The sequence below is a fragment of the Nonomuraea sp. NPDC051941 genome, from assembly GCF_044593615.1.
Window position 1 is genome coordinate 96564 of sequence record NZ_JBIUCF010000041.1, and the last position, 23714, is coordinate 120277.

Genomic DNA, 23714 nt, shown 5'->3' on the forward strand with positions numbered 1-23714 from the left:
CGCTCCTCAACTCGCGTGCCGGAAGTCGGGCCAGGCGGTCTTCCACGAAGTCCGCGGTCCTGAGCAGACCGTGACGGGCAGGCCCTGCTCCTCGTTCGCGACGCCGGTGCCGTGGTCGATGTCGCTGGCGGATTCGCAGCGCGTGAAGCGCAGCCGCAACCGCTCCGGCGGCAACCCCACGGCGACCACCGTCTGCGCCGTTTCCGGCGGTGGGCCTTGGAACCACAGCTCGTTGTGGCCGCTGTAGACGGGAATGTCCGGCGCGAACCGGTCCAGCGCGCCGGCTTCGCCGTAGTTCGCGGTGAGCACGACCGTTCCGGACGGCAGCGTTCGGTACACCCCGGCCACCTGGGCGGCGAAGCGCGGCCAGCCCACGGACTCCCTGGACACCTCGTTGGGCGAGGAGCCGAGCGCCGACAGCGGGAGCAGCGGCAGCGCCACGGCGATCCCGATGACCGAGGTGCCGAGCAGCCCCCACCACACCAGCCGACGCCGGGCGACCCGGCTCTCCGTCCACGTGGCGGCTGGCACGCAGCCGGCCACGAAGGCGAAAATCAGGCTCCCGGCGACATAGTCCGCCCGTCCTCCCGACGCCCAGCCGAGCAGGATCGTCACCAGGGACGCGATGGCCAGCGGCCGGGTCTCCGGCCGCCCGCGCAGCCAGAGCCACCCGGCGACGGCGATCGCGAAGGCTCCCATGCTGAGCAGCACCACCAGCATGGGCACGAACATGATCCGGTTCACGGATTCGCTGAGCGTGGCGGCCATGGTGAGCTGGGGCCAGCCGTTGGTGGCCTGGTAGAGCAGGTTCGGAGAGGCGATGAGCGCGGCCAGGAGCGCCCCGGACCAGAACCACCTGTCGCTGAAGACGGCACGCGGCCCCTTCACCGCCATGCCGACCGTGATGAGCAGCCCGGTGGCCAGGCCCGTGATCAGCAGGACGATGAGGTGCTTGTTGAACGTGGCGGCTCCCGCGACGGCGCCGGCCGCCAGCCACCATCGCCCGTCGCCGCGCAGCAGGGCACGCAGCACGCACAGGATGCAGGCCGTCCAGAACACGAAGTCGGCCGACTGGGTCAGCAGGGTGTGCCCGGCGAGCAGGGGGAACATCCCGGTGCCGAGGCCGGCGGCGGCGAGCGTCTGCGCGTTCGCGCGGCCGCCGAGCTCCCGCGTGATCGCGGCACCGAGGAGGATCAGCAGGCCAGCGCACAGCGCGGGGACGACCCGCAGGCCGACGATGGTGTCCCCGAACAGCCCCGTGGACAGCCGCGCCAGGAGCGGGGTCAGCGGGGGCTGGTCGAAGTACCCCCAGGCGGGAGTCTGGCCGAGCATGCGGAAGTAGAGCTCGTCGCGGTGGTAGCCGTACCACGGGCTCAGCATCAGCAAGGTGACCACGACGACGCCCGCGATGGGACCGATGGTCCGCCAGGCGATCGCCGGGAGCGAGGGAGCGGTGTTCCGGAGTCGGGGGGCTTGAAGAAGCATGCCTCCACGGTTTCCGATGGCCCGCCGTCTGTCGTCTGGCCGGGAACAGAACCTGGGGTCAGACCCCAGGCATAGGCGGCGACTCCCCGGGGCGGACGACGCCGTGGTCGAACGCGAAGACGACCGCCGCGGCCCGGTCGCGCACCGCCAGCTTCGTGAAGATCCGGCCGATGTGGGTCTTGATCGTGCCCTCGCCGATCACGAGCCGGTGGGCGATCTCGGCGTTCGTGAGCCCCCGGCCGATGAGCTTGAGCACGTCGAGTTCGCGGGCGGTGAGGTCGCCGAGCCGCCGGACCGCGTCGGGATCGGTCACCGGATCCGCGCGGTAGCGCCGCAGGACCCGCCCGCAGACGGCGGGGTCCAGCCAGCCGTCGCCCGCCGCCACCGCGCGTACGGCCCGCTGAATGTCCTCGGCCGGAGCGTCCTTGAGGCAGAACCCTGACGCGCCGGCCCGCAGAGCCGCCGCCAGAATGTTGTCCTCGCCGAACGTGGTCAGCACCAGGATGCGGGACGCCGGATCCGCGGCCAGCAGCGCGCGGGTGGCCTCCACCCCGTCCATGCGCGGCATGCGAATGTCCATGACCACGGCGTCGGGCCGGACGCGCGCGACCTCCGCCAGCGCGGCCTGGCCGTCGGCCGCCTCGCCGACCACGTCGAACCCGTACGGCTGGCGCAGGATCGTCCGCAGTCCTGCCCTGGCGAGCTCCTGATCGTCGACGAGCACCACCGAGATCATGCGGGCAGCTCCGTCCGTACGACCCACCGGTCGTTCTCGACGCCGGCGGTGACGTGGCCGCCGACCATGCGCACCCTGTCGGCCATCGCGCGAAGTCCCATGCCGCCATTGTGCCGAGGTGGGCTGCCGGGCAGGGAATTGGTGATCGTGGCCCGTACGGCGCCTTCCTCCGATATGCGCAGCCGTACCTCGACGGAACTCCGCGGCGCGTGGCGGCTCGCGTTGGCCAGTGCCTCCTGCATCAGCCGGTAGAGCACCATCCCGGTCGTCGGGCTCACCGCCGTCAGCTCACCGTCGACGCTCGACTCGAGTTCCAGGCCCGCCGTCCGGTATTCCTCGAAGAGCTCGGGAAGCCGGGGCGCGGTGGGCTGAGGGGCGACCACGGCCGGGTCGGAGCCTTCTTCGGCGAGAACGCGGACCACCTTTCGCAGCTCCGCCATGCTCTGCCGGGCAAGGCGCTCGGCCTCGGCGATCCCCGCCGCCGCTTCCCCGGGGTCGTGCTCGAGCGCCAGCCGCGCACCCCCCAGATGCAGCACCGTCACGGCGAGCGTGTGCGCGACGATGTCGTGCAGATCGGCCGCGAGCCGCTGCCGCTCGGCCAGGGCGGCGGCAGCGGCGGCGGTGCTCTCCGCGCGGTGCAGCCGCTCGCCGACCTCGATGCGGTAACGCGCGGCCCAGCCGCTCCAGAAGACGAGCGTCACGGCCGCCAGCCAGTTGGGCCACCCGGGGTCCGGCGTGGTGAACGCCGCCGCGACCACCACGGCAAGCGAGGCGAGCCACATGGCGATGCCCGGCCAGAGCCGCAGGTTCAGCGCGACGAACGCGATGTAGATCACCAGGACGAACCAGCCGATGCTGTTGACCGCGAGCCCCGTGAGCGCCGCTATGGCCGCGGGGGCCAGGAGACCGGCCACCTCGGCGAGCCGGCCCGACGCCGTACGCACGATGACGAGACAGAGAACGATGAAGGCGCCCCCTCCGGCGAACGGCCACCCGCAGCCGCAGCCACGCGTGATCGTCTGCGCCCACGACAGCCCGACCAGCAGCATCAGCAGCCCGAGGCCGGCCGGTAACAGCCAGCGGGGAGTCACCACCACCCGCCCATCGTAGGAACCGCCGGTTCGGCACGCATCCACCCGGAGTGGTACCCGCCATCTGCCCACGGTCAGAGGACAGAGGCCCCTGACGAGCACGCCCGCGGGCGATCGGCAGTCGAGACTCAGGAACTCGCAGTCATCGAGTAAGGCGAATTCGGGGTCGTCCTCGCGCGGCCATACCTCTCGCCGGATACGGGTGACCCGCTTCAGACGGAACCTGCCGTCTCCGGACCAGGTCGTCCGCTCATGAGAGAAGTTCCGCATCAGCTCGAACAGGCGCTGCACCCCTCGTTCGGACCAGGGCTCTCGGTGGTGGCGGGGAGCTCACCGTCTCGAGCCGGGCGTCCGGGCCGCCGGGGCGTGCGCGCCTGGCCGACCGGCGCCCCACACGCCTGCGGTCAGCGTCGGCGTTCTTGTCAAAGGCGTTCGAGTTCTTCGGCGCGGCGCAGGTCCTTGGGGCGTCCCAGGGCTCGGCGCATCAGGATGAGGTCGTCCCGGCGCAGGTAGCGCACCCGCAGACCGTCCGTGTCGACGGCGGTCAGTGCCCGGTTGAGCAAGGGGCGTACCGGCAGTGTTCCCCACGGCAGGGCGGGCGTGCAGCAGTCGCCGCTCACCTGCGGAGAGTCGAACGGCACCTTGGGACGCAGGAACGCCTGCGGCCTGGGCGGGATGGGGCGATGTTCGTCGTCCAGCAACGTGCAGCCGGCGGCGGCGAAGGCGTGTGTCAGGGCGTCGGCCTGCTCCGGTGCTCCGTCCCACAGCAGGTCGAGGTCTCCGGTCAGCTCCGTTGAGCCGTGCAGGATCCCGGCGACCTGGCCGATCACCACCGCTCGTGCTCCGGCCGCGTCCAGAGCCCGCAGCAGCGGGAAGGGGTCGAAGCGCTGCGCGCTGTCGGTCGCGAGGCTGCCGGCGACGGGATCGGCGTCATCGTGGGTGCGACCGGTGGCGGGGCGGCTCCGGGTCAGGGCCCTGGTGCGGTCGACGGCCTCGTGCAGCAGCTCCAGCGGTCCACGGTTCACCGCTTCATCCAACACCACGCGTACGACCGTGATCAATCTCGGCGCCGACGGCCGTGAGGTACGGACTCCCCGCCCAACCGCGATCGACCCCACGCGCACGCCACGACCGGTCACCGTCAGGCAGCGCGGCTCGGGTGCCCGCCGGGACCGCCTCCTGCCCGCCGCCGAAGTGCATGGGACCGGCGATGTGCCACCTCGAGCACTGCGCCGGGCGCGCCGAACGGCTCTACGGCCATGCCGCCTTCCGGGAGATCGACGAGGTCGCGTTCGCGCTGCCGTTCACCTTCGATCATGAGGACTACGCGCAGATCCTCACCGACATCGCCACCGAGCTCGGCCGGCGGTCCGGCCTTAGAGGGCCGGCGCGCCGGCCCGGGTCCGGACCACCGTTCCGCTGACCGGCTGTGGGTTGCGGATCAGGTTGAGGATGGGGCACACCCGCTCGACCTCGGCGTGCAGGTTCGCCAGCTCCTCGTCCGAGGCGGGCGAGTCGATCAGCACCTCATAGGTGAAGTTGTGCGGGTACACGGGAATGTCGCCGTCGCCCGGCTGCTGGGCCCTGGGGTCGTATTCGGCCTGTACGTCCACTTCCAGCGCGTCGATCGGCACCGCCAGCTCGGCCGCCTTGATCAGGAAGATGTGCGTGACGCAGCTGCCCAGAACGCCGGCCTGCAGCTCGGGCGAGGTAGGGCCGAGGTCGTAGCCGGCGAAGTCGGACCCGCTGTCGCTGATGATCTGGAAGTCCCTGATCCTGATGCGCCGGATCCCGCTGCGGCCTTCGGCGGTGACGTGGGCATGCAGCGGGACCGGCCCGGCGGCGGGTGCCTGCCGGCGGGCCAGCAGGGCGGTGCGTTTGTGTGACAGGTACTCGCGTAGGGTGCTCATGGTCTTTCTCGTCTGATCAGCGCTGGTCACGGGGCCGAGCGGGGTGTCGAGCGGGGTGTCGATGACGGCGCGCGGCGCCGGTTCGGTCCTGGTGGGATGTCGAACGGGACACCGCCGGATGGACCTGCTCGCGCGTCATCGGCCCCGCCCGTGCGGGGAGTCCCAGGCGGCGGGCAGCCCCTCGATCGTCTCCCTGAACGCCGGCCGCTGGTAGAGGTCGCGCGCGTACGGCCACAGGTGCTCGAAGTCGGTCAGCGTCCGCTCGCTGATGAGGTCGCCGCGGTTGTACTCGGAGTCGAACCTGGCCAGCGTCACCCACAGCCGCACGTCCGCCTCGGTGATCGTGTCGCCGGCCAGGAACCGCTGCCCGGACAGGCGCTCGTCCAGCCGCTCCAGGGCCGCGACGACGCGGTGGCGCTCGCTTTCGCGGTCTTCCTCGGTGGCGGCACGCGCCACCCGGGAGACACCGGCGTTGATGTCGTAGTAGATCCAGCCGTTGAGTTTGTTGATCTCCGGGCGGAGCGAGTCCGGGTAGAGGTCGACGGAGGTGTCGGCCCACTGCTCGAACTGGGTGGCCAGGTCGATGGTGATGTCGGGGAAGTTGTTGCTGACGATCCGGCCCGTCCGCCGGTCCCAGAGCACGGGGACCGAGATGTGGCCGCCGTACGCGTGCTCGGTGGCCTCGTAGGCCTGCTCCAGCAGGGTGAAGCCGTTGACCGGGTCGGGGCCGCGGCGCTCCCTGAACGCCCAGCCGCGGCCGTCGCGCTCGTCGTCGACGTACGACAGCGAGACCACGTCCTCCAGGCCCTTGAGCTGGCGGACGATGGCGGCGCGCTGGGCGTACGGGCAGACCCAGGCGACGTAGAGGTGGTAGCGGCCGGGCTCGGCGCGGAATCCGCTGGAGCCGTCGGCGGTGACGCGGCCCTGGAAGGGATAGATCGGGCGGTTCCAGTCCGGCGAGAGGTGCAGACGGCCGGGGCCGTAATGACCGTACGCGGCATGGTCGACGGGACTTGCGTAGACCGGCGTCTGGGTGATGGACACGGGCTCTCCGGGTTTCAAGAGTTATTTCCTACTCGACTTATAGGGTACTTGATATCCCATACTTCTGGTAGGAAAATGGGGCTACTTTGACGAGCGCCAGGAGGAACCCGGTGGCCCTGGGAGCAGCGCCGGCGGCTCATCCCCTACTTCGCCGACGACATCCGGCTGCTCCAGCGCGTCACCGGCGAGGACTTCAGCGACTGGCTCCGCCCCCGCGAGCGCTCCGGCGGGCTGGTCGGCGCCCGGCCACCGGGCCAGCGGCAGTCACGCAACGGCCGCCGGTCCTGATCATCGCAGCTCGGTACGCAACTCGTGGGCGCCGTCCGGGCGGGTGAACTCGTAGTACAGCCGGACCCCGCCACCCGGCAGGTCCACGAGCTCCAGGTAACGCAGGCCCCGGCCGCGATGCGGCGACTCGGCCGCAGGGGCCTCGCCCAGCGCGGTCAGCACGGCCGGGTCCGTGCCGGCGGCGATGCCGGTGCGCTCCTCGTAGTTCTCCGCCGCACTCGCCCGCCCGTCGTAGAACGCCACCACGCGGTCGCCGTCGAAGCGCACCGCGCTGATCCGGACGCCGCGCGCGTCCCACAGCCCGGGCCGGCCGCTCAGCGCCGTGCCGTGCCAGGTCCACTCCAGGCCGTCGGCGCTGGTGGCGTAGTCCGTGACCATCTGGTCGGCCTCGTCTGGGTCGGCGAGCGGGTGGCAGGAGGCCCACAGGTGCCAGACGCCGTCGCGCCGTACGATCACCGTGTCCTTCACTCCGGTCTTCGGGTCGCCCGGCAGAACGGTGACCCGCGAGCGCGCGTCGAACGCCGCCGGGTCGGCCGCCTCGAGCACCTCCACCCGCCAGTGCTTGGTGCCGGTGGTGGCGCAGCTCAGGTACAGCCGCCAGCGCCCGTCCGGCAGGCGTACCAGCGCGGGCCGCTCCAGGGACTCGGCGTCCATCTGCTCGCGGGTGACGGTGGTCAGCGTCTCGAAGCGCTCGCCGTCCGCCGAGCGGGCGACCACGACGGCGTACCCACGCCCCTGCCCGACCGGGCGGCGCAGCCGGTAGGCGAGGTAGATCAGCCCGTCCGCGGCCACCGCGCTGGGCGCGCCCGCCCAGTGCCCCTCCCCCTCGACCGGCGGCTCGACCGCGACCACGGCGCGATCGAGGTCGGGGAGCAGGGCGGCGTTCTCGTCGATCGACATGTCCGCGACACTAGGCGACGGCTCGGGGCTGGGCACGGACGATGACCTTCCTTGAACGTTTCCTCGGTGGCCGCCGTCACGCCTCGGCGGCATCGGTGAACGCCGACCGGCGCCACCAGGACCGCCGCGGTGCGGAGGGCTGCTCCTCCTGCTCGAGCTCGGCCTCGTCGTCCGGGAGGTCGTACCAGTGCATATCCCCCGAGAGGTCCGTGCGGACGGCCACGTCGCGGTCCTCGTTCATGCCGGTAATGTACGATCACACGTTGCAGATAGTCAACTTTCCCTACTCGCTTTACAGGAATCCATGCAGATCCTTGACGAAGGCGAGCGGGCCCTGCGCGGGGCGGTCGGCGACGTCGAACTGCGGGTCGTAGCCACTGGCCAGATAGAGGCGCACGGCCTCGGGCTGGCGCGGCCCGGTGGTCAGGTAGATCCGGCCGTACCCGCGGCGCAGCGCTTCCCGCTCCAGCTCGCGTACGACGAGGCGGCCGAGCCCTTCGCGGCGGTGGCGCGGGTGCGTCCACACGCGCTTGACCTCGGCGGTCGCCGCATCGTAGCGGCGGAACGCGCCGCCGGCCACGGTCTCGCCGCCGGACACCACGATCAGGAACGCCCCGTACGGCGGCGCGAACTCGGACTCCGGATACCTCGCCAGCTCGTCGTTGGGCCCGTACCGGGAGGTGTACTCCAGTTGCAGCCCGGCCAGCAGCGGCGCGGCGGCCGGGTCCGACATGGGGACGAGCCGCACCTCCGCGGTGAGCTCGCTCATGACTCCTGCCGAGGCAGGCCGGGCGGGTTGATCTGCGACTCGGGGATCGCCTCGTTGCCCAGACCCCACCGGTCGAGCACCTCCTTGTACTTACCGTTCTCGATCACGGTGTTGAGCGCCTCGTTGAGCGGCTTGACCAGGCCGTTGTCCTTCTTGGTCATGGCCGCGATGAGTCCTTGCAGGTCCGGGCCCGCGCCGGAGAAGGTGCCGACGATCCTGGAGCCGCCGCTGACGGCGATGTTGTAGGCGATGGTGGGGTTCGGGCCGAAGTACGCCTGGACGCGGCCGGACTTGAGCCCCAGCAGCACGTCGCTGTACTTCTCGTAGTAGAGGATCTCGACCGGTTTCAGCCCGGCGGCCCTGTTCTGCTTGTCCCAGTCGAGCAGGATCTTCTCCTGGTTCGTGCCAGACCCGACCGAGACGCGCAGCCCGGCGATGTCGGCCGGCTTGGCGATCTGCTTGATCGGGCTGTTGCCGGGGACCTGCCAGCCGAGCTGGTCGACCCGGTACGTCGCGAAGTCGTAGGTGTCCTTGCGCTCCTCGGTGACCGTGACGTTGTTGAAGACCACCTCGTCCTTGCCGGACCTGGCGGCGAGGAAGAGGTTCTCCCACGAGCTGATCCGCGGGGAGATCTCCAGGCCCAGCACGTCGGCCACGAGCTGGGCGAGGTCGGTCTCCACGCCGATCAGGGTGGTGTCGTCGTCGGCGCGGAACACCAGAGGCGCCGCGCCCTGGCCGCTGAAGCCCACCGCGAGCTTGCCGTCGGCGGCGATGTCCTTGGGCACCTGGGCCGCGATCGCGTTCACCTTGTCGGCCCGTACCCGGTTCTGGTCAGGGCTGAGGTTGATCTTCTTGCCCGCCACCACGGGGGCTGCGGTGGCCGACGGGGCGGTGACGGCGGGCTCGGCGCCGCAGGCGGTGGTCAGGAGGAGGAGCGCGGGCACGGCGAGGGCCCGCGCGAGCGAAGCGCGCATGTCACGGTGTCCTTCGGGATCAGAGAACCTTGCTGAGGAAGGTGCGGGTACGTTCGTGGGCGGGGGCGTCCAGGAGCTGTGCGGGCGGTCCGAGCTCGACGATGCGGCCGGCGTCCATGAAGGCCACGATGTCGGCCACCTCCCGGGCGAACCCGATCTCGTGGGTGACCACGATCATCGTGGTGCCGGCGCGGGCGAGGTCCTTGATGACGTCCAGCACCTCGCCCACCAGTTCGGGGTCCAGCGCCGAGGTCGGCTCGTCGAACAGCAGCAGCTTGGGCTCCAGAGCGAGCGCCCTGGCGATGGCGACCCGCTGCTGCTGCCCGCCCGACAGCGTGCGCGGGTAGGCGTCGGCCTTGTCCGCCAACCCCACCCGGGCCAGCAGCCGCTCGGCCAGCGGCGCCACCTCGGCCCGCGGCCGGCCCTGGGCCGACAGCGGCGCCTCCATGAGGTTCTGCCTGACGGTGAGGTGCGGGAACAGGTTGAACGACTGGAAGACGAACCCGATCTGGGTGCGCTGGCGCAGCACCTCGCGTTCCGGCAGCTCGTACAGGCGGTCGCCGGCCTGCCGGTAGCCGAGCAACTGGCCATCGACGCGGACCGAGCCGCGGTCCACCTTCTCCAGGTGGTTGATCGTCCGCAGGAGCGTGGACTTCCCCGACCCCGAGGGGCCCAGGATCACCAGCACCTGACCCTGGCGGACGTCCAGGTCCACTCCGCGCAGCACGTGCAGGGCGCCGAAGCTCTTGTGCACGCCGCGTAACCTCACCATGGCGCTCATCCGCGCCCCCTGCCGTAGTGCCGCTCCACGTAGTACTGCACGATCGACAGGGCGGTGGTCAGGATGAGGTACCAGATGGCCGCGACCAGCAGCAGCGCCATGACCCTGCCGTTGCGGTTGTAGATCACCTGCACCTGGTAGAACAGCTCCGGCAGCGCCATGATGTAGACGACCGAGGTGCCCTTGACCAGGCCGATGATCTCGTTGCCCGCGGTGGGCACGATGGTCCGCATGGCCTGCGGCAGGATGATCCTGAAGAGCCGCCGCGCCGGCGGCAACCCCAGGGCGGCCGCCGCCTCCCGCTGCCCGTGGTCCACCGACAGCAGGCCGCCGCGGACGATCTCGGCGGCGTACGCGGCCTGGTGCAGCGCCAGCCCGAGCGCCGCCGCGGTCAGCGGCCCGATCAGGTCCATCGTGCCGAAGTCGAAGAACGCCGGCCCGAACGGCACGCCCACCGACAGCCTGGGGTAGAGCAGCGCGAGGTTGTACCAGAACAGCAGTTGCAGGATGAGCGGCACCGACCGGAACAGCCACACGTATGCCCAGGCCACCGACGACAGCAGCCGGTTGGGCGAGAGCCGCATGAGCGCCAGCAGCGTGCCCAGCACGAACCCGAGCACGATGCCCAGCGCGGTCAGCTCCAGCGTGAGCAGCACCGAGCGCACCACCGACGGCGCGAACAGGTACTGCCCGACGATGGGCCACTCCCACGCGGGGTTGGTGATCAGGGCGCTGGCGACCATGGCCAGTAGGACGAGTACGCCTGCCGCGGCCAGCCACCGCAGCGGGTGCCGGGCCGTGACCACCTCCAGGGGCCGCTCCGCGTCCTGGCGCGAGACCTCCTGCACCTCCGGCAGCGTCACGAGCCGCCTCCACTTTCGATCACGAAATCACTCCTCTGGAGAGGGGGGTCGATGGATGAGATCTCGTGATCAGCGACACTGCGCGCTGGCGACGTGGCCGTGGTCCACGTGCGGGCGCCGGGTCAGGTTCGCGGCCTGGCTCATGCCCACGAAGCTACGAGCCGGATCACCTAAAGTCAACATTTCCTACTGGATATACATAGTTATCCGCCGGCCCCACACTGCGGGCGAGGCCGCGCCGGAAGCCCCCATCGTCGCGTCCACCCATCCCCCACCTGCGCCCCCGACGTGCGGCCGCGAGCTCCACGACCACCGGCGCGCTGAGGTCGGCGAGCCGCAACGCCACCCACGGATAGCGTTGGCCGTTCGGACATCTTGACATTTCAGCCGTCTGGTGTTTCTGCATAATACAAATGGACGTAAGTTACGCGCTTCGGACTCAAGTTATTTGATCTTATGATTTCCGTGTACTTTCGCTCTATCTTAGGTACGCGAACGTGACCCACCAGGAGGGACGTCATGGACGTACGCGTATCGATCGAAGATGAAGAAGATTCACGCCACCTGGAGTCGTTGCGCCACTGGATCGGAGGCACGGCCGAGCTGAAAGGCCGCGTCAATGACGTGACGGCCCCGCCACCTCCCGGCACTTTGGGGCCGTTTCTGGAAAGCATTGTCGTTGCTCTTAGTTCTGGTGCGGCGGGCACCGCATTCGCTTCTGCTCTGCTGTCCTGGGTACGGCAACAAAGCGGCGCGGTCAAGGTTCGAGTAGACCTGCCCGACGGGCATCAAATCCATGTCGACGCGACTCAGGTCAAAGCACTTTCGCCCGCGGAATTGCGGGAGCAAGTGGAGTCGGTCCTGCGTGAACTCCGCCAAGCGGAGGAGAAACACGATCAGGGGCGGACGCCGGATGAGTGACCTGTCGGGTGAGGGTGTGCGTGTCCTGTTGATCGGCACCGCCGACCACAGTGACTCTCAGCTGCCGGCGGTGCCCGCCGTCGAACGGACCATCACCGCACTACGGGACCGCCTGGTGAACAGGTGTGGTGTGCCGGACGAGCATATTCGCCTGCTGCTGAATCCGCCCAATGCCTTGGCCATCGGATCCGCAGTGACCGAAGAGGCAAAAAAGGCCAAGACCATACTGCTGGTCTACTACATCGGCCACGGGCTCTGGAGCTCGGAGGGACAGCTCTATCTGGCAGCGTCTTCCACCAGCACGCTCACGCCTGGCCTCGCGGAACTCCAGGCCTACTCGACGTCGATGTTGCGGCAGGCCATCGCCGGCTCGCCGACCGCCTCGACCGTGGTCGTCCTGGACTGCTGCTTCTCCGGACGCACGGACCTGGGGTCCTGGGCACCGGAATCAGTTTTTCAGCCGTCCCCGACCCATGGGTTGTACCTCCTCGGTTCCGCCGAACAACTCGCGCTGGCACCGGAAGACCAGGAATACACCACATTCACCGGTGACCTGATCTCGCTGCTGGACAACGGCGATCCCCTCGCCGGTAATTTCCTGACCCTTGACGACGCCTACCATTTCATCCTCCGCAGAATGTGGGAGAGAAGCGGCCCGCTGCCTCACCGGCAGGAAGGAGGACGAAGCGGCCATATCATCCTGTCGTCAAATCGATCTGCTTCACAAGAGATCTCTTCAGGGCAGAAGGAGGCCCAGTTACCGGGGCGCAGCCCTTATCTGAGTCTCCAGCCGTTCGGCGAGGAGGACTCGAAGATCTTCCACGGACGCGACGAGCTGACTTCCGCCATTCTCAAGAAGATCGCCGATCGGCTGAGCACTGCCGGGGTCATGCTGTTGGTCGGCGCGTCAGGCAGTGGAAAGAGTTCGCTGCTGCAGGCCGGCCTGCTCGCGAGAATGCGTCGTGGAGATCTCAACATATCCGGCACCAGCGGCTGGCCCTGCATCAGCATGACGCCGGGATCGTCTCCCGTTCAAGCACTGGCCGCGCGACTGGCCCCTGATGACCCGGCAGCCTTCAATCGGGTGTTCTCCGACCCCGACCACTCCTGCCGCCTGGCCACAGATCTGCTCGCCGACCGCCCGGGCGTGCGCCTGATCCTTCTGGTCGACCAACTGGAAGAGATATTCACTCTGTGCGAGGACGAAGGACTGCGTAGCAGGTTCATTCGCTGCCTGCACGCCATGACCCTTCCTGATCCCCGGACCGGTCGGCCTCCGGCAGTCGTCATCGGCGCACTCCGCGCGGATTTCTACAGCCAGGCGACCCGGCATCCGGAACTGTCCGCTGCCCTTCAGGACAGGCAATTCGTGATCGAGCCGATGAAGCCGCCAGAGCTACGTGCGGCCATCGAGCAACCTGCGACGATGCTGGGCCTGGAACTGGATGAAGGGCTGGCGGATCTGGTCCTGCACGAACTAGGCGCCTTTCGCCCACAAGGTCCTGAACCCGGATCTCTGCCGCTGCTCTCACACTCGCTCTGGGAGACGTGGAAACGTCGGGAGGGCAGACGGCTGACAGTGCGAGGCTACCGGGAGAGCGGAGGCATAGAGCGGGCGATCGAGCGATCAGCTGATGACACCTACCGGGCGCTCACCCCTTCGGCGCAGCTGGCCACGCAGAGCATCATGCTCAGGCTCATCAAAATCAGTGGCGATGTCTCGAACATCGACACCGAGCCGATCGTCACAGCGCGACCCGTGAACCAGGGCGACCTCCTACGAGGCCTGGATCCCGAAGCTGCATTGCAGTCCGTGAAGGCGCTGGACGCGGCCCGATTGATCACTACCGATCGAGAGATCGTCCGTATCAGTCACGAGAGGCTGCTGCAGGCCTGGCCGCTCCTTCAGGACCTGGTGAAGGAGAATCGAGAATGGCTGATCCTACGCGACGAGCTCGCCGCGGACGCGAAAGCGTGGATGGTCGACCGTGATCCCTCTCTGCTCTACCGGGGCGGGCGGCTCGACGCGGTCAGGGAACGGGTGGCCAAGGCGATCGACCACCACCAGCTCGAATCGAACTCGGAGCGGTTCTTCGAGGCGTCCGTCACCTACGAACGGCAACGCGGCAGAATCAGGCGCGGTGCGATAGCGGCGCTGGTCGTACTCACTCTCATCGCTTCGACGGGCGCGTTCGTGGCATGGTCGCAGAGCAGGGCGGCACAGCGCCAGGCACAGGTGGCGACCGCCCGAAGCATGGTCGCCGGCGCAGAGGCGGTCCGGGAGTCCGACCCGCGCCTGGCGCTGCAACTGGGGGTCGCCGCGTACCGGCTGGACCCCAATCGAGCCACGAATGCAAGCCTGTTGCAGACTTTGACGACCTCGCGCTACGAAGGCACCATTCTCGACTTCAAGGGTCGTGTGGAATCTGTGGCGATGTCACCCAAGGACGCCGTCATGGCCAGCGGTGACGACAATGCCACGCTCAAACTCTGGGATGTTTCCGATCCACACCGTCCGCAATTGATCGGCCCGCCTCTCACCATGTTCAAGGACGTGGTATCCGCACTGGCCTGGCGGCCCGATGGCAAGATGCTGGTCGTCGGAGACCGGGATTCCGTGTCGTTCTGGGACATGTCGACCCGGGACAAGCCAAGGAAGCTGGGCCAGATCCCTGGGCTCGGCAGCAATGTGACCGACATCGTCTGGGCGGCCGACGGGCAGAAACTCGTGGTCGGCAATCCTGCCAATGCCGCACTCCTGCAGGTTCGGCCCGACGGGGATCTGAAGGTCGCCGCCAACTTCAGATCTCGAGCAGGGAGTCATGACAACCCGCCTCTGGCAATGTCAGCGGATGGCCGCCTGCTGGCGGTCGCGGACGGCAGCTCACAGAAAATGCAATTGTGGGACGTGGCCGACCCACAAGCCGCACATCGACTCGGGAAACCCATTCCGGCCCCGTCCTCACTTATCAGCGATCTGGCCTTCTCTCCCGATGGCGACCTCTTGGTGATGGCGACCGAGGACGTCGGCCTGACCATCTGGAATCTGACGGATCCAGCGTCACCGCGAAAGGTCAGCGACACGACGTCGGCCACCTACCAGACCGACAAGATCACATCCATGACCTTCACTCCGGACGGCACGCGCCTGATTTGCAGCAGCCAGGACGGCACGGTTCAAATATTGAAGTTTCCGGTCGGCGTCAAGCTTTCCGAGCAAAGATTCCTGGCCCCCGATCGAACCGACATTCCACTTACCGGCCACCGTGGGCCGGTTCTCGGAATATCGCTGTCCAAGGACGGATCGCTGCTGGCCACCGCCGGACAGGACGGTTCGGTGATGCTGTGGGACATGTCGGACGCCAGGACTCGCCCTCATCTCCTGGGTGTTCCCTTGCCCGGGCAGCAGAAATTGCCGGGAAGCGCTCTGGGACCGACCTCGGCGACGCTGTCCGCTGGAGGCGACTTCCTGGCCGACGGCGCGGAGAACGGTCAGGCCATGCTGTGGGATGTCGGCGACCCAGGCAAGCCGGTGGCTCTGCCGACGATCAGGTTCTGGACGCCACCGGACAAGAACTCCGAAGGCGGTCCGTACGCTTCGGCCCTCTCGGCGGACGGACGCTTCCTTGCCACGCCGAGCGGCCCAGGCGACTTCGGTGTCAAGATTTGGAAAGCCTCCGGGCGGAGCGGCTTCGTACCACTGCCCACCGCGGTTTCCGGGCACACGGGCACTGTCGTGTCCCTCGCCTGGAGCGCTGACGGGGCCATGCTTGCCAGCGCGGACGTGCGTGGCGCGGTGCGTCTCACCGACATGCGGAGGGTGGAGACTCCTGCCGAGTTGGTGACGATCCACCATGGAGGCGAACTCAGGGATGTCCTGCTGGCTTCGAGCAAGCGGATTCTGGTCAGTGTGGGCGTGGATGACAGTGCCAAGATCTGGGATATCTCCCATCCTCGTTCGCCGCGGCAGGTCGGGACCGTTCCCACCGGCCTCATCGGTTCCTTCCGTTCGTCGGTCGGCCTCTCGGCTGATGGGCGATTCTTTGTCGTCGGACACACCACCGCTTCGTTCAGTCTGTGGGATATCAGCACGCCGGAAGCGCCAAGGAAGATCGTCACCGGCCTGACCGGGAAGGTCGGACCCGTTTCCGCGGTGGCCTTTTCGAAGAATGCCGACCTGTTGGCCACGGGAAGTGTGGACGGCAGCATCATCCTGTGGGATATCTCCGATATCGGGCGTGTTCATCGGATAGGGCCGGCCATGGACACCAACGAGCTGCTGGTTGTTTCCCTGGTCTTCCTGCCCGGAGACGGGACTCTTGTCGCGCACACGAACTCCTCGTTCTCGTTGTGGGACGTCTCCATGGTCGGACGGGTGCGCGACAACGTTGCGCAGTTGGCGTGCGAGAGATTGAACGGCGAAGGAATGACGCGCGCGCTCTGGTCTTCCTACGCTCCGGAACTGCCATATCCCAGCAGATGCTGAAGAGCGCGCTGTCATCTCGGGGACGGGGCAGTGCCGCCAGGGCCATGTTCCTCGACCTTGCCCCCGAGTTTCCTGCTCAGTTCCTGCATGAAGGACGTGGACTTGGCCGACAGCGCCCATCGATCGCCGACGAGGTAGAGGCCGCCGTACATCTCGGCGTAGTCAAGCCACTCACGCTGGCCTTCAACCGTGACGAAGTCAAGGAACACGTACGGAATCCCGTCGCTGGTGCATTCCCCTTGTCGGTAGTCCAGTGCCTTGAGGGTGATCTCGGCGGTGCAGCCGATGGCGGCCGCCAGTTGCTCCACGGTGTACGTGCGGGGTGCGTTCCCGCCGGAGGCGGCAGTGCTCCTGGCCGCCTCGGCCTGCACACCGCATCCGGTGAGCGTGAGCGCCGAGGCGATGGCCAGCGACAGGACGATGCCGCCGTGATCTCGCCTCCTGATGGCGCCGGTCAGACGCGCCACCGCCGCTGGCGCGGCGCCTTGAGCGCATCGCGGGCGGGAGAAGCCAGCCATGATGTTGCCCTTTCTCGCACCTGATGTGGTCTTGCTCCTGGCGATGAGGACGGCGTGGCCGGTCGCCCGGCCACGCCTTGCTCAATTCAGGGTCAGCGGCAGCGTCTGCCGCTGTTGATGCAGTCGACGACCCGCCCCATCTGCTGCTCATTCATCAGGTTGATGAAGTCGCTGTGGTCGGTGACCGGCTTGTGCAGTTCCTCGGGAAAGGTGTCGACGGCGAAATTGGGGCCCTGCGGCACGTTGTAAACGAGCCGGTGTTCCAGCGCGGGGATGGGCTGGAAGCCCTGCGGGCAGCTGCCGTCGGCCTGCGGGAAGGTGACATGGGTGCGGTGGTTGGCGCTGTCGACGTTCTGGCCGTCCCAGCAGCTCTGGAAATCGAAGACCCGCACCAGCCTGCTACCTCGCGGGCAGAGCGGGTACTTGTCCGTCAATTGGCGGTTCTCGAAGCCGATGCAGGTCCACCCGGCGTTGGCTTCGGCTCCCCCGACCCGGGCGTTACCGGTGATGATGCGCAGGAACTGCGGAGCCGCCACCACCTTGCCGGTCGGGTTGCCCTTGAAGGTGATCTGCACCGAGACCGGGGTGAGGATTTTGCCGACGTTCAGGTCAAGCCCGCCGCCTCGCCGGTTGGCGTCGAATTCCTCCTGCCCCAGTGCCCTCAGCACGGGCCAGTAGTGCGTGGACTTGTCGCCGTTGCGGCAGGTGGTACTGGCCGCCAGCAGGCTCTCATTGGTGGACTGGTTGTTGGTGGACTCGTTCCCCACGTAGTCGTGCGTGTGCTGCGCACCGTTGGACACGCCGGGCGCCACGATGACGTTGTCCGAGTTGAAGATGCGCTTCTCGTTGCGTCCGCAGTCCACGCTGAAGGTCCCATTGGAGCCGTCCTGCTGCGTGCGGGGCGTTCTCACATTCGGTTGTACAGAACGGATGTCAACGAAGTCCTCCGGAACGGGTCCCCTGGCCTGGCCTCCGCCGTTTCCATTGTTTCCGTTGTTCTCGCCGTCTCCGCCATCTCCGTTGTCTTCGCCGCCCCCGTTGTTCCCGTTGTCTTCGCCGCCCCCGTTGTTCCCGTTGTTTCCGCCGTTCCCGTTGCCCGGATTGCCATTCCGAAGCTCACATGTCGCCAGGGTTCGGAGGCTGGCCGGCGCTTGGGCGCCGGCGCGCTGGAAGGCGATCTGGATCCGTTGAAGGGCCGCCGTCCGCTTGTCCCGCAGCGGCCCGAGGATCGCATTCTGGACGAAGTTCGGGCCGCCCTGCCCCGCCGAGCCTGCCAGCCGCCGATTGGCCTCAGCGATCTGGTTCTCCAACTGCTGCAGATTCCGCTCAACCTCCGCCTGAGCGCGAGCGGGGACTTGGCCCAGCCTGTCCACGACAGAAGGGCAGGAGATGGCCGGCGCGAAAGCCGTTCCGGATGCCGCACTTGCAGCGCCGGCCGTGAGACCGCTGCTCATGACAGCCAGGGCCGTGAGCATACCCGCCGTCCTTCGGCGGACGCGGGAACCATGTCGATGTCTCATAAATCCCTCTCTCCGTCTGTGGATGCGGCCCGGCCTTGAGAGTCATCAGGCGGCATCCACAAAGGGGGTCGCGGCCGTCGTCAGAACGAGATACGCGCGCCCGACGCTTCAAGTTCGACATCGCGTAGAAGTTGGTCAGACGTGTATGGCCGCGCTTGCGGCCAGCCCGCATTGGGTGGCAGGGCAATCAGCTCGTGATCACGCCGCTGTCCGGGGCCGCCTGCGAAGTCGTTCGGACGCACTGATGATCGACGTCGAGGTGGAACCGTTCGTGATCGCCGACCAAGCGGCGGGCGGTCTCCAGCAGCACGCGCATGCACTCGCCCCGGAGCGGGTCATGCGGAGGGTTCCAGCTGCTCGCCGAGGAACTGCAGCGTCGACTCGTGCAGCCGGGTGCGGTGGGGAACGGTGCTCCATCCGTGGTCGGCTCCGGGGACGACTTCCAGTTCGGCGTTGCCGCCGTAGTGATCGAGATAGCGGCGGGCGTAGGCGACAGGGGCGATGTCGTCCTTGTCGCCATGGATGATGCGCACCGGCCCGGCATAACCGCAGGACCGGCCATAGACGTCGAGCCCGGCGATGTCCTCGACGAGGGCGGGGCTCATGCGGTGGCTGTCGGCGTCGAAATAGCCCTTCTCCCTGATCTCGGCGGCGATGTCGCGGCCCTTGAGGTAGCCCGAGCCCACTTCGAAGGGGGCGACGGCGGCCGGCGACCACAGGCACGCGGCTCGGATTCCGGGTTCCTCGGCGGCGACGATGCCCGCGACGACGCCGCCCATGCTCATCCCGACCAGGGCGATACGCTCGGGGTCAGCGAAGTCGAAGGTGCGGACGGCCTGAACGACCGACCTGGTTTCGGCTATTTCGTTGGTGATGGTGACGTCGAAGAAATCTCCGTCGCTTTCCCCGTGCCCGGACAGGTCGAACCGGACCGACGCGACGCCGACGCTCTCCAGCAGCCGCGCCATGAGGACGAAGGAACGATTCTCCATACGGTTGTTGGAGAACCCGTGGACGAACACCACCGTGGGCCTGCGGGCGGTGGCCTGGCCCTCGGGAATGTGCACGCTGGAGCGCAGGGTCAGCCCTCGGTGCTGGAACTCGTGGTGGTGGATCATCAGGCAGCCTTTCCGGATACGCACCGCCCCCAGGTCATGTCATCCCTTGATGGCGCCGGCGGTCATGCCGGCGACGATCTTGCGGTTGAAGAAGATGAACAGCAGCAGCGGTGGGATCGTGATCAGGACGATGTCCATGAACAGCAGGTTCCACTGGGTGTTGTACTGGCTCTGGAAGTTGTAGAGGGTCACCTGCACGGTGGCGTTGTCGTCGCCCGGGGTGAAGTAGAGCGGGTTGACGAAGTCGTTGAAGATGGCCACCGAGGTGGTCAGGACCACGGTGATGGTGACCGGCTTGAGCAGGGGGAAGATCACCCGGAAGAAGAGCGCGAGCCCGGTGCAGCCATCGATCTGGGCGGCCTCGTCCAGTTCGCGCGGGATGGCCGCGATGAACGCCCGGAACAGCAGCACCGCGTACGACAGCCCGAAGGCCACCTCCACCAGGATCAGCCCGGGCAGGGTCTTGAACAGTCCCAATCCCTGCAGCAGCCAGATCGTGGGCACGATCGCCGGCGGGATGATCAGGCCGGACAACACCAGGAAGTCGGCCACCCTGCCGACCTTCCCCACCCTGCGTTGCAACACGAACGCGGCCATCGCGGCGAACACCACGATCAGCGCGACCGAGGTGACGGTGAGGATCGTGGAGTTCAGGTACGCGCGCAGCAGCACGTAGTCGCGGGCCTCGATCACGTCCACGAAGTTCTGCACGATCGGCCAGTTGGCCGGCCAGGCGAAGTCCAGGTCGGTGGCCTGCGTCTGGTCCTTGACCGCGGTCAGCAGCATGAGCGCGAACGGGATCAGGAAGATCACCCCGGCCAGCACCAGCGCGATCGCCTCGGCACCGAGCCTTCTCAGCGCGGTCATGCGGGCACCTGCCTTTTGCCGAGGAAGTAGTTGAGCGGGACGACGATGGCGGTGACCACGACGAACAGCAGCACGTTGCCGGCGGTGGACAGGCCGAAGAAGCCGGCCTGGTACTGCTTGTAGATGATCGAGGCGATGGTGTCGCTGGTGAAGCCGGGCCCGCCGCGCGTCATCGTCCAGATCAGGTCGAAGGAGCGCAGGCCGCCGATGAACGACAGGATGATCACCGAGTAGGTGGCCGGCCAGGACAGCGGCAGGGTGACGTGGCGGAAGCGGTGCCAGGCCCCGCCGCCGTCCACGGCCACGGCCTGGTAGTAGTCGCGGGGGATGGACAGGATGCCGGCGATGTAGATGACGGTGGCGATGCCGACGCCCTTCCACACATCCACCAGGGCGACCGACAGCAGCGCGGTGCCGGCGTCGCCGAGCCAGTCGGGGCCGTCGATGCCGACCACGGCCAGGGCCTTGTTGACCAGGCCGGTGTCCGGCCTGAGCAGGGCGCTGAAGGTGATGCCGACCGCGACCGTGGAGACCAGGACGGGGAAGAACACCACCGAGCGCAGGAATCCGCGCAGCCGCAGCCGTGAGGTGAGCAGCACGCCCAGCAGCAGGCCGAGGATCACCTTGAGGCCGCTGGTGACGACGGCGTAGAACAGCGTGTTGGTGAAGCCGATGCGCAGGTTCTGCTCGGACAGGAAGTCGCGGAAGTTGTCCAGGCCCACGAAGGTGCTGTCGAACAGGGTCCAGCGGGTCAGCGCGAAGTAGAAGGCCATCACCGTCGGCACCAGGAAGATCACCAGGTAGACGACGGCGGCCGGCAGGTACAGCGCGTACGGGTAGGCCGACGTGCGCTTGGCCGGGCCGGCGGGCGGCCGCGCGAGTGCCGGGCCGGGCCCCGAGCGAGGCCCGGCGTCCTGCCTGGTCACCACCCCGCGAGCCCCAACTGCTTGGCCTGCTTCTCGACATCCTTGTCGTACTGGGCCGCCCCCTCGGCGGCCGGCGTCAGCCCCGAGCCGACCGCGACGGTGATCTGCTCAAGCGACGGGCCCTTGACCGGGGACAGGAACTCCAGCGCCGGCGCGGTGGAACCCTTGTCGATGTACGCCTGCACGTCCTTGGCGACCTGGATGGCGTTGTCGGGCAGCTTGGCACCCTTCACCCGGTACGGTCCCGTCGGCTGCACCACCTTGCTGATGGCCTCAGCGGCGGCAGGCGAAGCGACGAAGGCCGCGAACTTCTTGGCCGCGTCCAGGTTCTTGGTGCTCTTGGGGATGTAGATGGCCGGTGGCTCCCACACGGTGGCGCCGTTCTTGGCCGGGTCGGTGCCGGGGACGCCGAAGAAGCCGATGTCCGTTGCGGCCTGCGGGCTCGTGGCCAGCACCGGCGGCAGGATCGCGGTGAGCATCGGATAGTGCGCGCCTTCGCCTTCGGCGAGCATCTTCAGCCCCTGGTCCAGGGTGGCCGAGCCGAAGCCCTTGTTGAGGTAGCCCTTGACGTCGGCCAGGTGCTGGAAGCTCGCCAGCGCCGCCGGCGTGGTGGCGAACTTGGCCTTGCCCGCGGTGTAGTCGGCGGCGAAGTTCGGGACCGCGGCCTGCACGTTGTAGAAGTCGGCCAGGACGAACAGCTGCGAGGTCCAGGTGTCCTTGAACGTCGAGATCACCGGCGTGATCCCGGCCGCCTTGATCTTCTCGTTGTTGGCCATGAACTCCGCCCAGGTCGTGGGCACCTTCAGGCCGAGCTTGTCGTAGATCTTGCGGTTGTAGAGGATGCCGCCGCCGGACGCTGCGGTGGCCGGCACGCCGTACACGTGATCCCCTTGGGTCACCACCCGCAGGTAGTCCGGCTGGACGTTCGCCACCACCGGGTCCCCGGTGAGATCGACCAGGCTCTGGGCCGGGTTGAGCGCCTGGAGCAGCGACCCGGAGTTGTACCAGAACACGTCCGTCATCTCGCCGGTCGACAGGCGCGTCTTGACGATGTTGTCGCCCTCGCTGCCGCCCGGCTGGTTCTCGATCTCGACCTTGATCTTGGGGTTGGCCTGCATGAAGGCATCGGCCAGCGCCTTGGACGTGTCCACGGTCGACTGGTCGCTGCCTGTCATGAAGGAGAGGGTGACGGTGCCGTCGGCGGCGGGCTCCGAGCCGGAACCGCAGGAGGTCAGAGCCGCCAGCGCCAGGACGGCCGCAGCCGTCGCGAGCGTGCGGTGGGAGGTCTTCACACACCCCTCCAGGGTTATTGAATCGTTTTAAGCGACTCCCCGATGCGGTTAACGTAGGCGTTACGTGAAGGAAGTGTCAAGAATGTTTTGGGTAACGGTACCCAGCTTTTTCCCAGGTTGAGTCGCTGTAACAGGGTCTAAATCGGTAACGGTATCTACGGCGGGCAGCGCGGGACCCTGCTTGGGCAGCCGGAATCTCAGCTGACGGACTCTCCCGGTGCGGCCGTGGAGCCGCGGACGACCAGGCTCGGGGTGACCGAGAAGCGCACGGGCGTCATGCGGCCTTCGATGCGTTCCAGCAGGAGCTTGCCCGCGGCCCGGCCCATCTCGGCACCGTCCTGGTCGACGCTGGTCAGCGCGATGTTGGGCAGGGCGGCCAGGTGGATGTTGTCGTAACCCGCGACCGAGACGTCCGCCGGGACGGCCAGGCCGGCCTCGTGGACTGCGGCGAGCGCGCCGAGCGCCGCCTGGTCGGCTCCGGCGAAGATCGCCGTCGGCTGGATCGAACGGCTCAGCAGCTCGCGAGCCCCCTCGTAGCCGCCCTGCTCGTGATAGAAGCTGGTCGCGATGGCGATCTCGTCGCCGAGCCCGTGCTCGCGCATCACGCGTTCGTAGGTCGCCGACCGGATGTTGTGCAGCAGGTCGGCCGGCCGCGCCTGGCTGTCGTCCTGGTGCGTGATGTGCGCGATGCGGCGGTGGCCCAGTTCGATGAGGTGCTTCACGACGAGTTCGGCGCCCGCTTCGTCGTCGTCGAACACCGAGTCGTAGTACGACGAGCGCTCGTGCCGGGCGAGCACCACGGTCGGCTTCTCCTTGGCCACTTCCTCCAGGCGCGCTTTCGAGGCGAGCGGGGCGACCATGATGATGCCGTCCACCTGGCGGTCCATGAGAGCGTCGACCGCTCGGATCTCGACCTTGCGGGTCGCGCCGCCCTGGATCATGAACGCCTGGTAGTCGGTGTTCTCCAAATATTCGGTGAGGCCGTCGAGGATGTCGGCGAAGAACGGGTTCCTGATGTGCGGCAGGACGAGTCCGATGGTGAAGGTGCGCCCGCGCATGCCGCGGGCCACCGCCTGCGGCCGGTAGCCGAGCTCCTGGATGGCCGCCTTGACCCGGTCTTTCATGGCCGGGCTGACACCATAGGCGTTGCGGATCACCTTGGACACCGCTGTGACGGAGACCTGAGCGTGAGTCGCCACATCGGCGATGGTCACTCGTCGTCGAC

23 protein-coding genes are annotated in these 23714 nt (G+C 67.9%); 3 read left to right on the top strand and 20 right to left on the bottom strand.

Going from position 1 to position 23714, the window contains the following annotated elements:
- Positions 1-6 precede the first annotated feature (6 nt).
- The 4 genes from ACIHFD_RS48185 to ACIHFD_RS48200 form a co-directional block, all read right to left on the bottom strand.
- Complete coding sequence (locus tag ACIHFD_RS48185) at positions 7-1485, bottom strand: ArnT family glycosyltransferase (RefSeq protein ID WP_397372621.1); 1479 nt, start codon at positions 1483-1485, stop codon at positions 7-9.
- Between the two features lie 58 nt (positions 1486-1543).
- A complete protein-coding gene (locus ACIHFD_RS48190; RefSeq protein ID WP_363971897.1) occupies positions 1544-2221 on the bottom strand; it encodes a response regulator transcription factor in 678 nt (225 codons plus the stop codon).
- Positions 2218-3318: a sensor histidine kinase gene (locus ACIHFD_RS48195; RefSeq protein WP_397372622.1), complete on the bottom strand. Its 1101-nt coding sequence runs from the start codon at positions 3316-3318 to the stop codon at positions 2218-2220. Before ACIHFD_RS48195 ends, ACIHFD_RS48190 begins: the two co-directional genes overlap by 4 nt.
- Before the next feature lie 416 nt (positions 3319-3734).
- Entirely contained in the window at positions 3735-4337 is a 603-nt protein-coding gene (locus tag ACIHFD_RS48200; RefSeq protein WP_397372623.1) for a hypothetical protein, read from the bottom strand.
- 185 nt (positions 4338-4522) lie between these two features.
- On the opposite strand from ACIHFD_RS48200, the gene ACIHFD_RS48205 reads away from it, so the two are divergent.
- Positions 4523-4735 (top strand): hypothetical protein, encoded by a 213-nt coding sequence (locus ACIHFD_RS48205; RefSeq protein WP_397372624.1) that lies wholly within the window; start codon positions 4523-4525, stop codon positions 4733-4735.
- Here the strand turns inward: ACIHFD_RS48205 and ACIHFD_RS48210 are convergent.
- From ACIHFD_RS48210 to ACIHFD_RS48245, 8 genes are all read right to left on the bottom strand, one after another.
- The gene (locus ACIHFD_RS48210; protein ID WP_363971903.1) at positions 4689-5222 is read right to left on the bottom strand and encodes an OsmC family protein; all 534 of its coding nucleotides are present in this window, start codon (positions 5220-5222) and stop codon (positions 4689-4691) included. The genes ACIHFD_RS48205 and ACIHFD_RS48210 overlap by 47 nt on opposite strands.
- A gap of 135 nt (positions 5223-5357) precedes the next feature.
- On the bottom strand, positions 5358-6266 hold the full coding sequence (locus tag ACIHFD_RS48215; RefSeq protein WP_397372626.1) for a glutathione S-transferase C-terminal domain-containing protein: 909 nt from the start codon (positions 6264-6266) through the stop codon (positions 5358-5360).
- 288 nt (positions 6267-6554) lie between these two features.
- Entirely contained in the window at positions 6555-7454 is a 900-nt protein-coding gene (locus ACIHFD_RS48220) for a hypothetical protein (protein ID WP_397372627.1), read from the bottom strand.
- A gap of 76 nt (positions 7455-7530) precedes the next feature.
- Positions 7531-7695, bottom strand: coding sequence for a hypothetical protein (locus ACIHFD_RS48225; RefSeq protein WP_397372628.1), 165 nt, complete (start codon positions 7693-7695; stop codon positions 7531-7533).
- A 51-nt stretch (positions 7696-7746) separates the two neighbouring features.
- Positions 7747-8223: a GNAT family N-acetyltransferase gene (locus tag ACIHFD_RS48230; protein ID WP_355209462.1), complete on the bottom strand. Its 477-nt coding sequence runs from the start codon at positions 8221-8223 to the stop codon at positions 7747-7749.
- Entirely contained in the window at positions 8220-9197 is a 978-nt protein-coding gene (locus tag ACIHFD_RS48235) for an ABC transporter substrate-binding protein (RefSeq protein WP_397372629.1), read from the bottom strand. Before ACIHFD_RS48235 ends, ACIHFD_RS48230 begins: the two co-directional genes overlap by 4 nt.
- A 19-nt stretch (positions 9198-9216) precedes the next feature.
- Positions 9217-9978, bottom strand: coding sequence for an amino acid ABC transporter ATP-binding protein (locus ACIHFD_RS48240; protein WP_397372630.1), 762 nt, complete (start codon positions 9976-9978; stop codon positions 9217-9219).
- Entirely contained in the window at positions 9975-10841 is an 867-nt protein-coding gene (locus tag ACIHFD_RS48245; protein WP_397372631.1) for an amino acid ABC transporter permease, read from the bottom strand. Before ACIHFD_RS48245 ends, ACIHFD_RS48240 begins: the two co-directional genes overlap by 4 nt.
- Before the next feature lie 519 nt (positions 10842-11360).
- On the opposite strand from ACIHFD_RS48245, the gene ACIHFD_RS48250 reads away from it, so the two are divergent.
- Both ACIHFD_RS48250 and ACIHFD_RS48255 read left to right on the top strand, forming a co-directional pair.
- The gene (locus ACIHFD_RS48250) at positions 11361-11762 is read left to right on the top strand and encodes a hypothetical protein (RefSeq protein WP_397372632.1); all 402 of its coding nucleotides are present in this window, start codon (positions 11361-11363) and stop codon (positions 11760-11762) included.
- Positions 11755-16248 (top strand): hypothetical protein, encoded by a 4494-nt coding sequence (locus tag ACIHFD_RS48255; protein WP_397372633.1) that lies wholly within the window; start codon positions 11755-11757, stop codon positions 16246-16248. Before ACIHFD_RS48250 ends, ACIHFD_RS48255 begins: the two co-directional genes overlap by 8 nt.
- 11 nt (positions 16249-16259) lie before the next feature.
- Here ACIHFD_RS48255 and ACIHFD_RS48260 read toward each other — a convergent pair whose 3' ends face one another.
- The 8 genes from ACIHFD_RS48260 to ACIHFD_RS48295 form a co-directional block, all read right to left on the bottom strand.
- Positions 16260-16715, bottom strand: coding sequence for a hypothetical protein (locus ACIHFD_RS48260; RefSeq protein WP_397372634.1), 456 nt, complete (start codon positions 16713-16715; stop codon positions 16260-16262).
- Between the two features lie 143 nt (positions 16716-16858).
- Entirely contained in the window at positions 16859-18241 is a 1383-nt protein-coding gene (locus ACIHFD_RS48265) for a DUF1996 domain-containing protein (protein WP_397372635.1), read from the bottom strand.
- A gap of 232 nt (positions 18242-18473) precedes the next feature.
- Positions 18474-18602, bottom strand: a complete 129-nt coding sequence (locus ACIHFD_RS48270; RefSeq protein ID WP_397372636.1) for a hypothetical protein — start codon at positions 18600-18602, stop codon at positions 18474-18476.
- A gap of 19 nt (positions 18603-18621) precedes the next feature.
- Positions 18622-19428: an alpha/beta hydrolase family protein gene (locus tag ACIHFD_RS48275; RefSeq protein WP_397372638.1), complete on the bottom strand. Its 807-nt coding sequence runs from the start codon at positions 19426-19428 to the stop codon at positions 18622-18624.
- Between the two features lie 15 nt (positions 19429-19443).
- Positions 19444-20271, bottom strand: a complete 828-nt coding sequence (locus tag ACIHFD_RS48280; RefSeq protein WP_397372639.1) for a carbohydrate ABC transporter permease — start codon at positions 20269-20271, stop codon at positions 19444-19446.
- A complete protein-coding gene (locus ACIHFD_RS48285; protein ID WP_397372640.1) occupies positions 20268-21197 on the bottom strand; it encodes a carbohydrate ABC transporter permease in 930 nt (309 codons plus the stop codon). Before ACIHFD_RS48285 ends, ACIHFD_RS48280 begins: the two co-directional genes overlap by 4 nt.
- Complete coding sequence (locus ACIHFD_RS48290; protein WP_397372641.1) at positions 21194-22489, bottom strand: ABC transporter substrate-binding protein; 1296 nt, start codon at positions 22487-22489, stop codon at positions 21194-21196. The genes ACIHFD_RS48285 and ACIHFD_RS48290 overlap by 4 nt, the downstream gene beginning before the upstream one ends.
- 197 nt (positions 22490-22686) lie before the next feature.
- A complete protein-coding gene (locus ACIHFD_RS48295; RefSeq protein ID WP_350743148.1) occupies positions 22687-23688 on the bottom strand; it encodes a LacI family DNA-binding transcriptional regulator in 1002 nt (333 codons plus the stop codon).
- Positions 23689-23714: the final 26 nt, after the last annotated feature.

Excerpts from the sequence above, each read along its gene's own strand:
- ACIHFD_RS48185 (WP_397372621.1), bottom strand. The coding sequence starts at position 1,485 with ATGCTTCTTCAAGCCCCCCGACTCCGGAACACCGCTCCCTCGCTCCCG.
- ACIHFD_RS48190 (WP_363971897.1), bottom strand. The coding sequence starts at position 2,221 with ATGATCTCGGTGGTGCTCGTCGACGATCAGGAGCTCGCCAGGGCAGGA.
- ACIHFD_RS48205 (WP_397372624.1), top strand. The coding sequence starts at position 4,523 with ATGTGCCACCTCGAGCACTGCGCCGGGCGCGCCGAACGGCTCTACGGC.
- ACIHFD_RS48210 (WP_363971903.1), bottom strand. The coding sequence starts at position 5,222 with ATGAGCACCCTACGCGAGTACCTGTCACACAAACGCACCGCCCTGCTG.
- ACIHFD_RS48220 (WP_397372627.1), bottom strand. The coding sequence starts at position 7,454 with ATGTCGATCGACGAGAACGCCGCCCTGCTCCCCGACCTCGATCGCGCC.
- ACIHFD_RS48225 (WP_397372628.1), bottom strand. The coding sequence starts at position 7,695 with ATGAACGAGGACCGCGACGTGGCCGTCCGCACGGACCTCTCGGGGGAT.
- ACIHFD_RS48230 (WP_355209462.1), bottom strand. The coding sequence starts at position 8,223 with ATGAGCGAGCTCACCGCGGAGGTGCGGCTCGTCCCCATGTCGGACCCG.
- ACIHFD_RS48235 (WP_397372629.1), bottom strand. The coding sequence starts at position 9,197 with ATGCGCGCTTCGCTCGCGCGGGCCCTCGCCGTGCCCGCGCTCCTCCTC.
- ACIHFD_RS48240 (WP_397372630.1), bottom strand. The coding sequence starts at position 9,978 with ATGAGCGCCATGGTGAGGTTACGCGGCGTGCACAAGAGCTTCGGCGCC.
- ACIHFD_RS48250 (WP_397372632.1), top strand. The coding sequence starts at position 11,361 with ATGGACGTACGCGTATCGATCGAAGATGAAGAAGATTCACGCCACCTG.
- ACIHFD_RS48255 (WP_397372633.1), top strand. The coding sequence starts at position 11,755 with ATGAGTGACCTGTCGGGTGAGGGTGTGCGTGTCCTGTTGATCGGCACC.
- ACIHFD_RS48265 (WP_397372635.1), bottom strand. The coding sequence starts at position 18,241 with ATGCTCACGGCCCTGGCTGTCATGAGCAGCGGTCTCACGGCCGGCGCT.
- ACIHFD_RS48270 (WP_397372636.1), bottom strand. The coding sequence starts at position 18,602 with ATGCGCGTGCTGCTGGAGACCGCCCGCCGCTTGGTCGGCGATCACGAA.
- ACIHFD_RS48280 (WP_397372639.1), bottom strand. The coding sequence starts at position 20,271 with ATGACCGCGCTGAGAAGGCTCGGTGCCGAGGCGATCGCGCTGGTGCTG.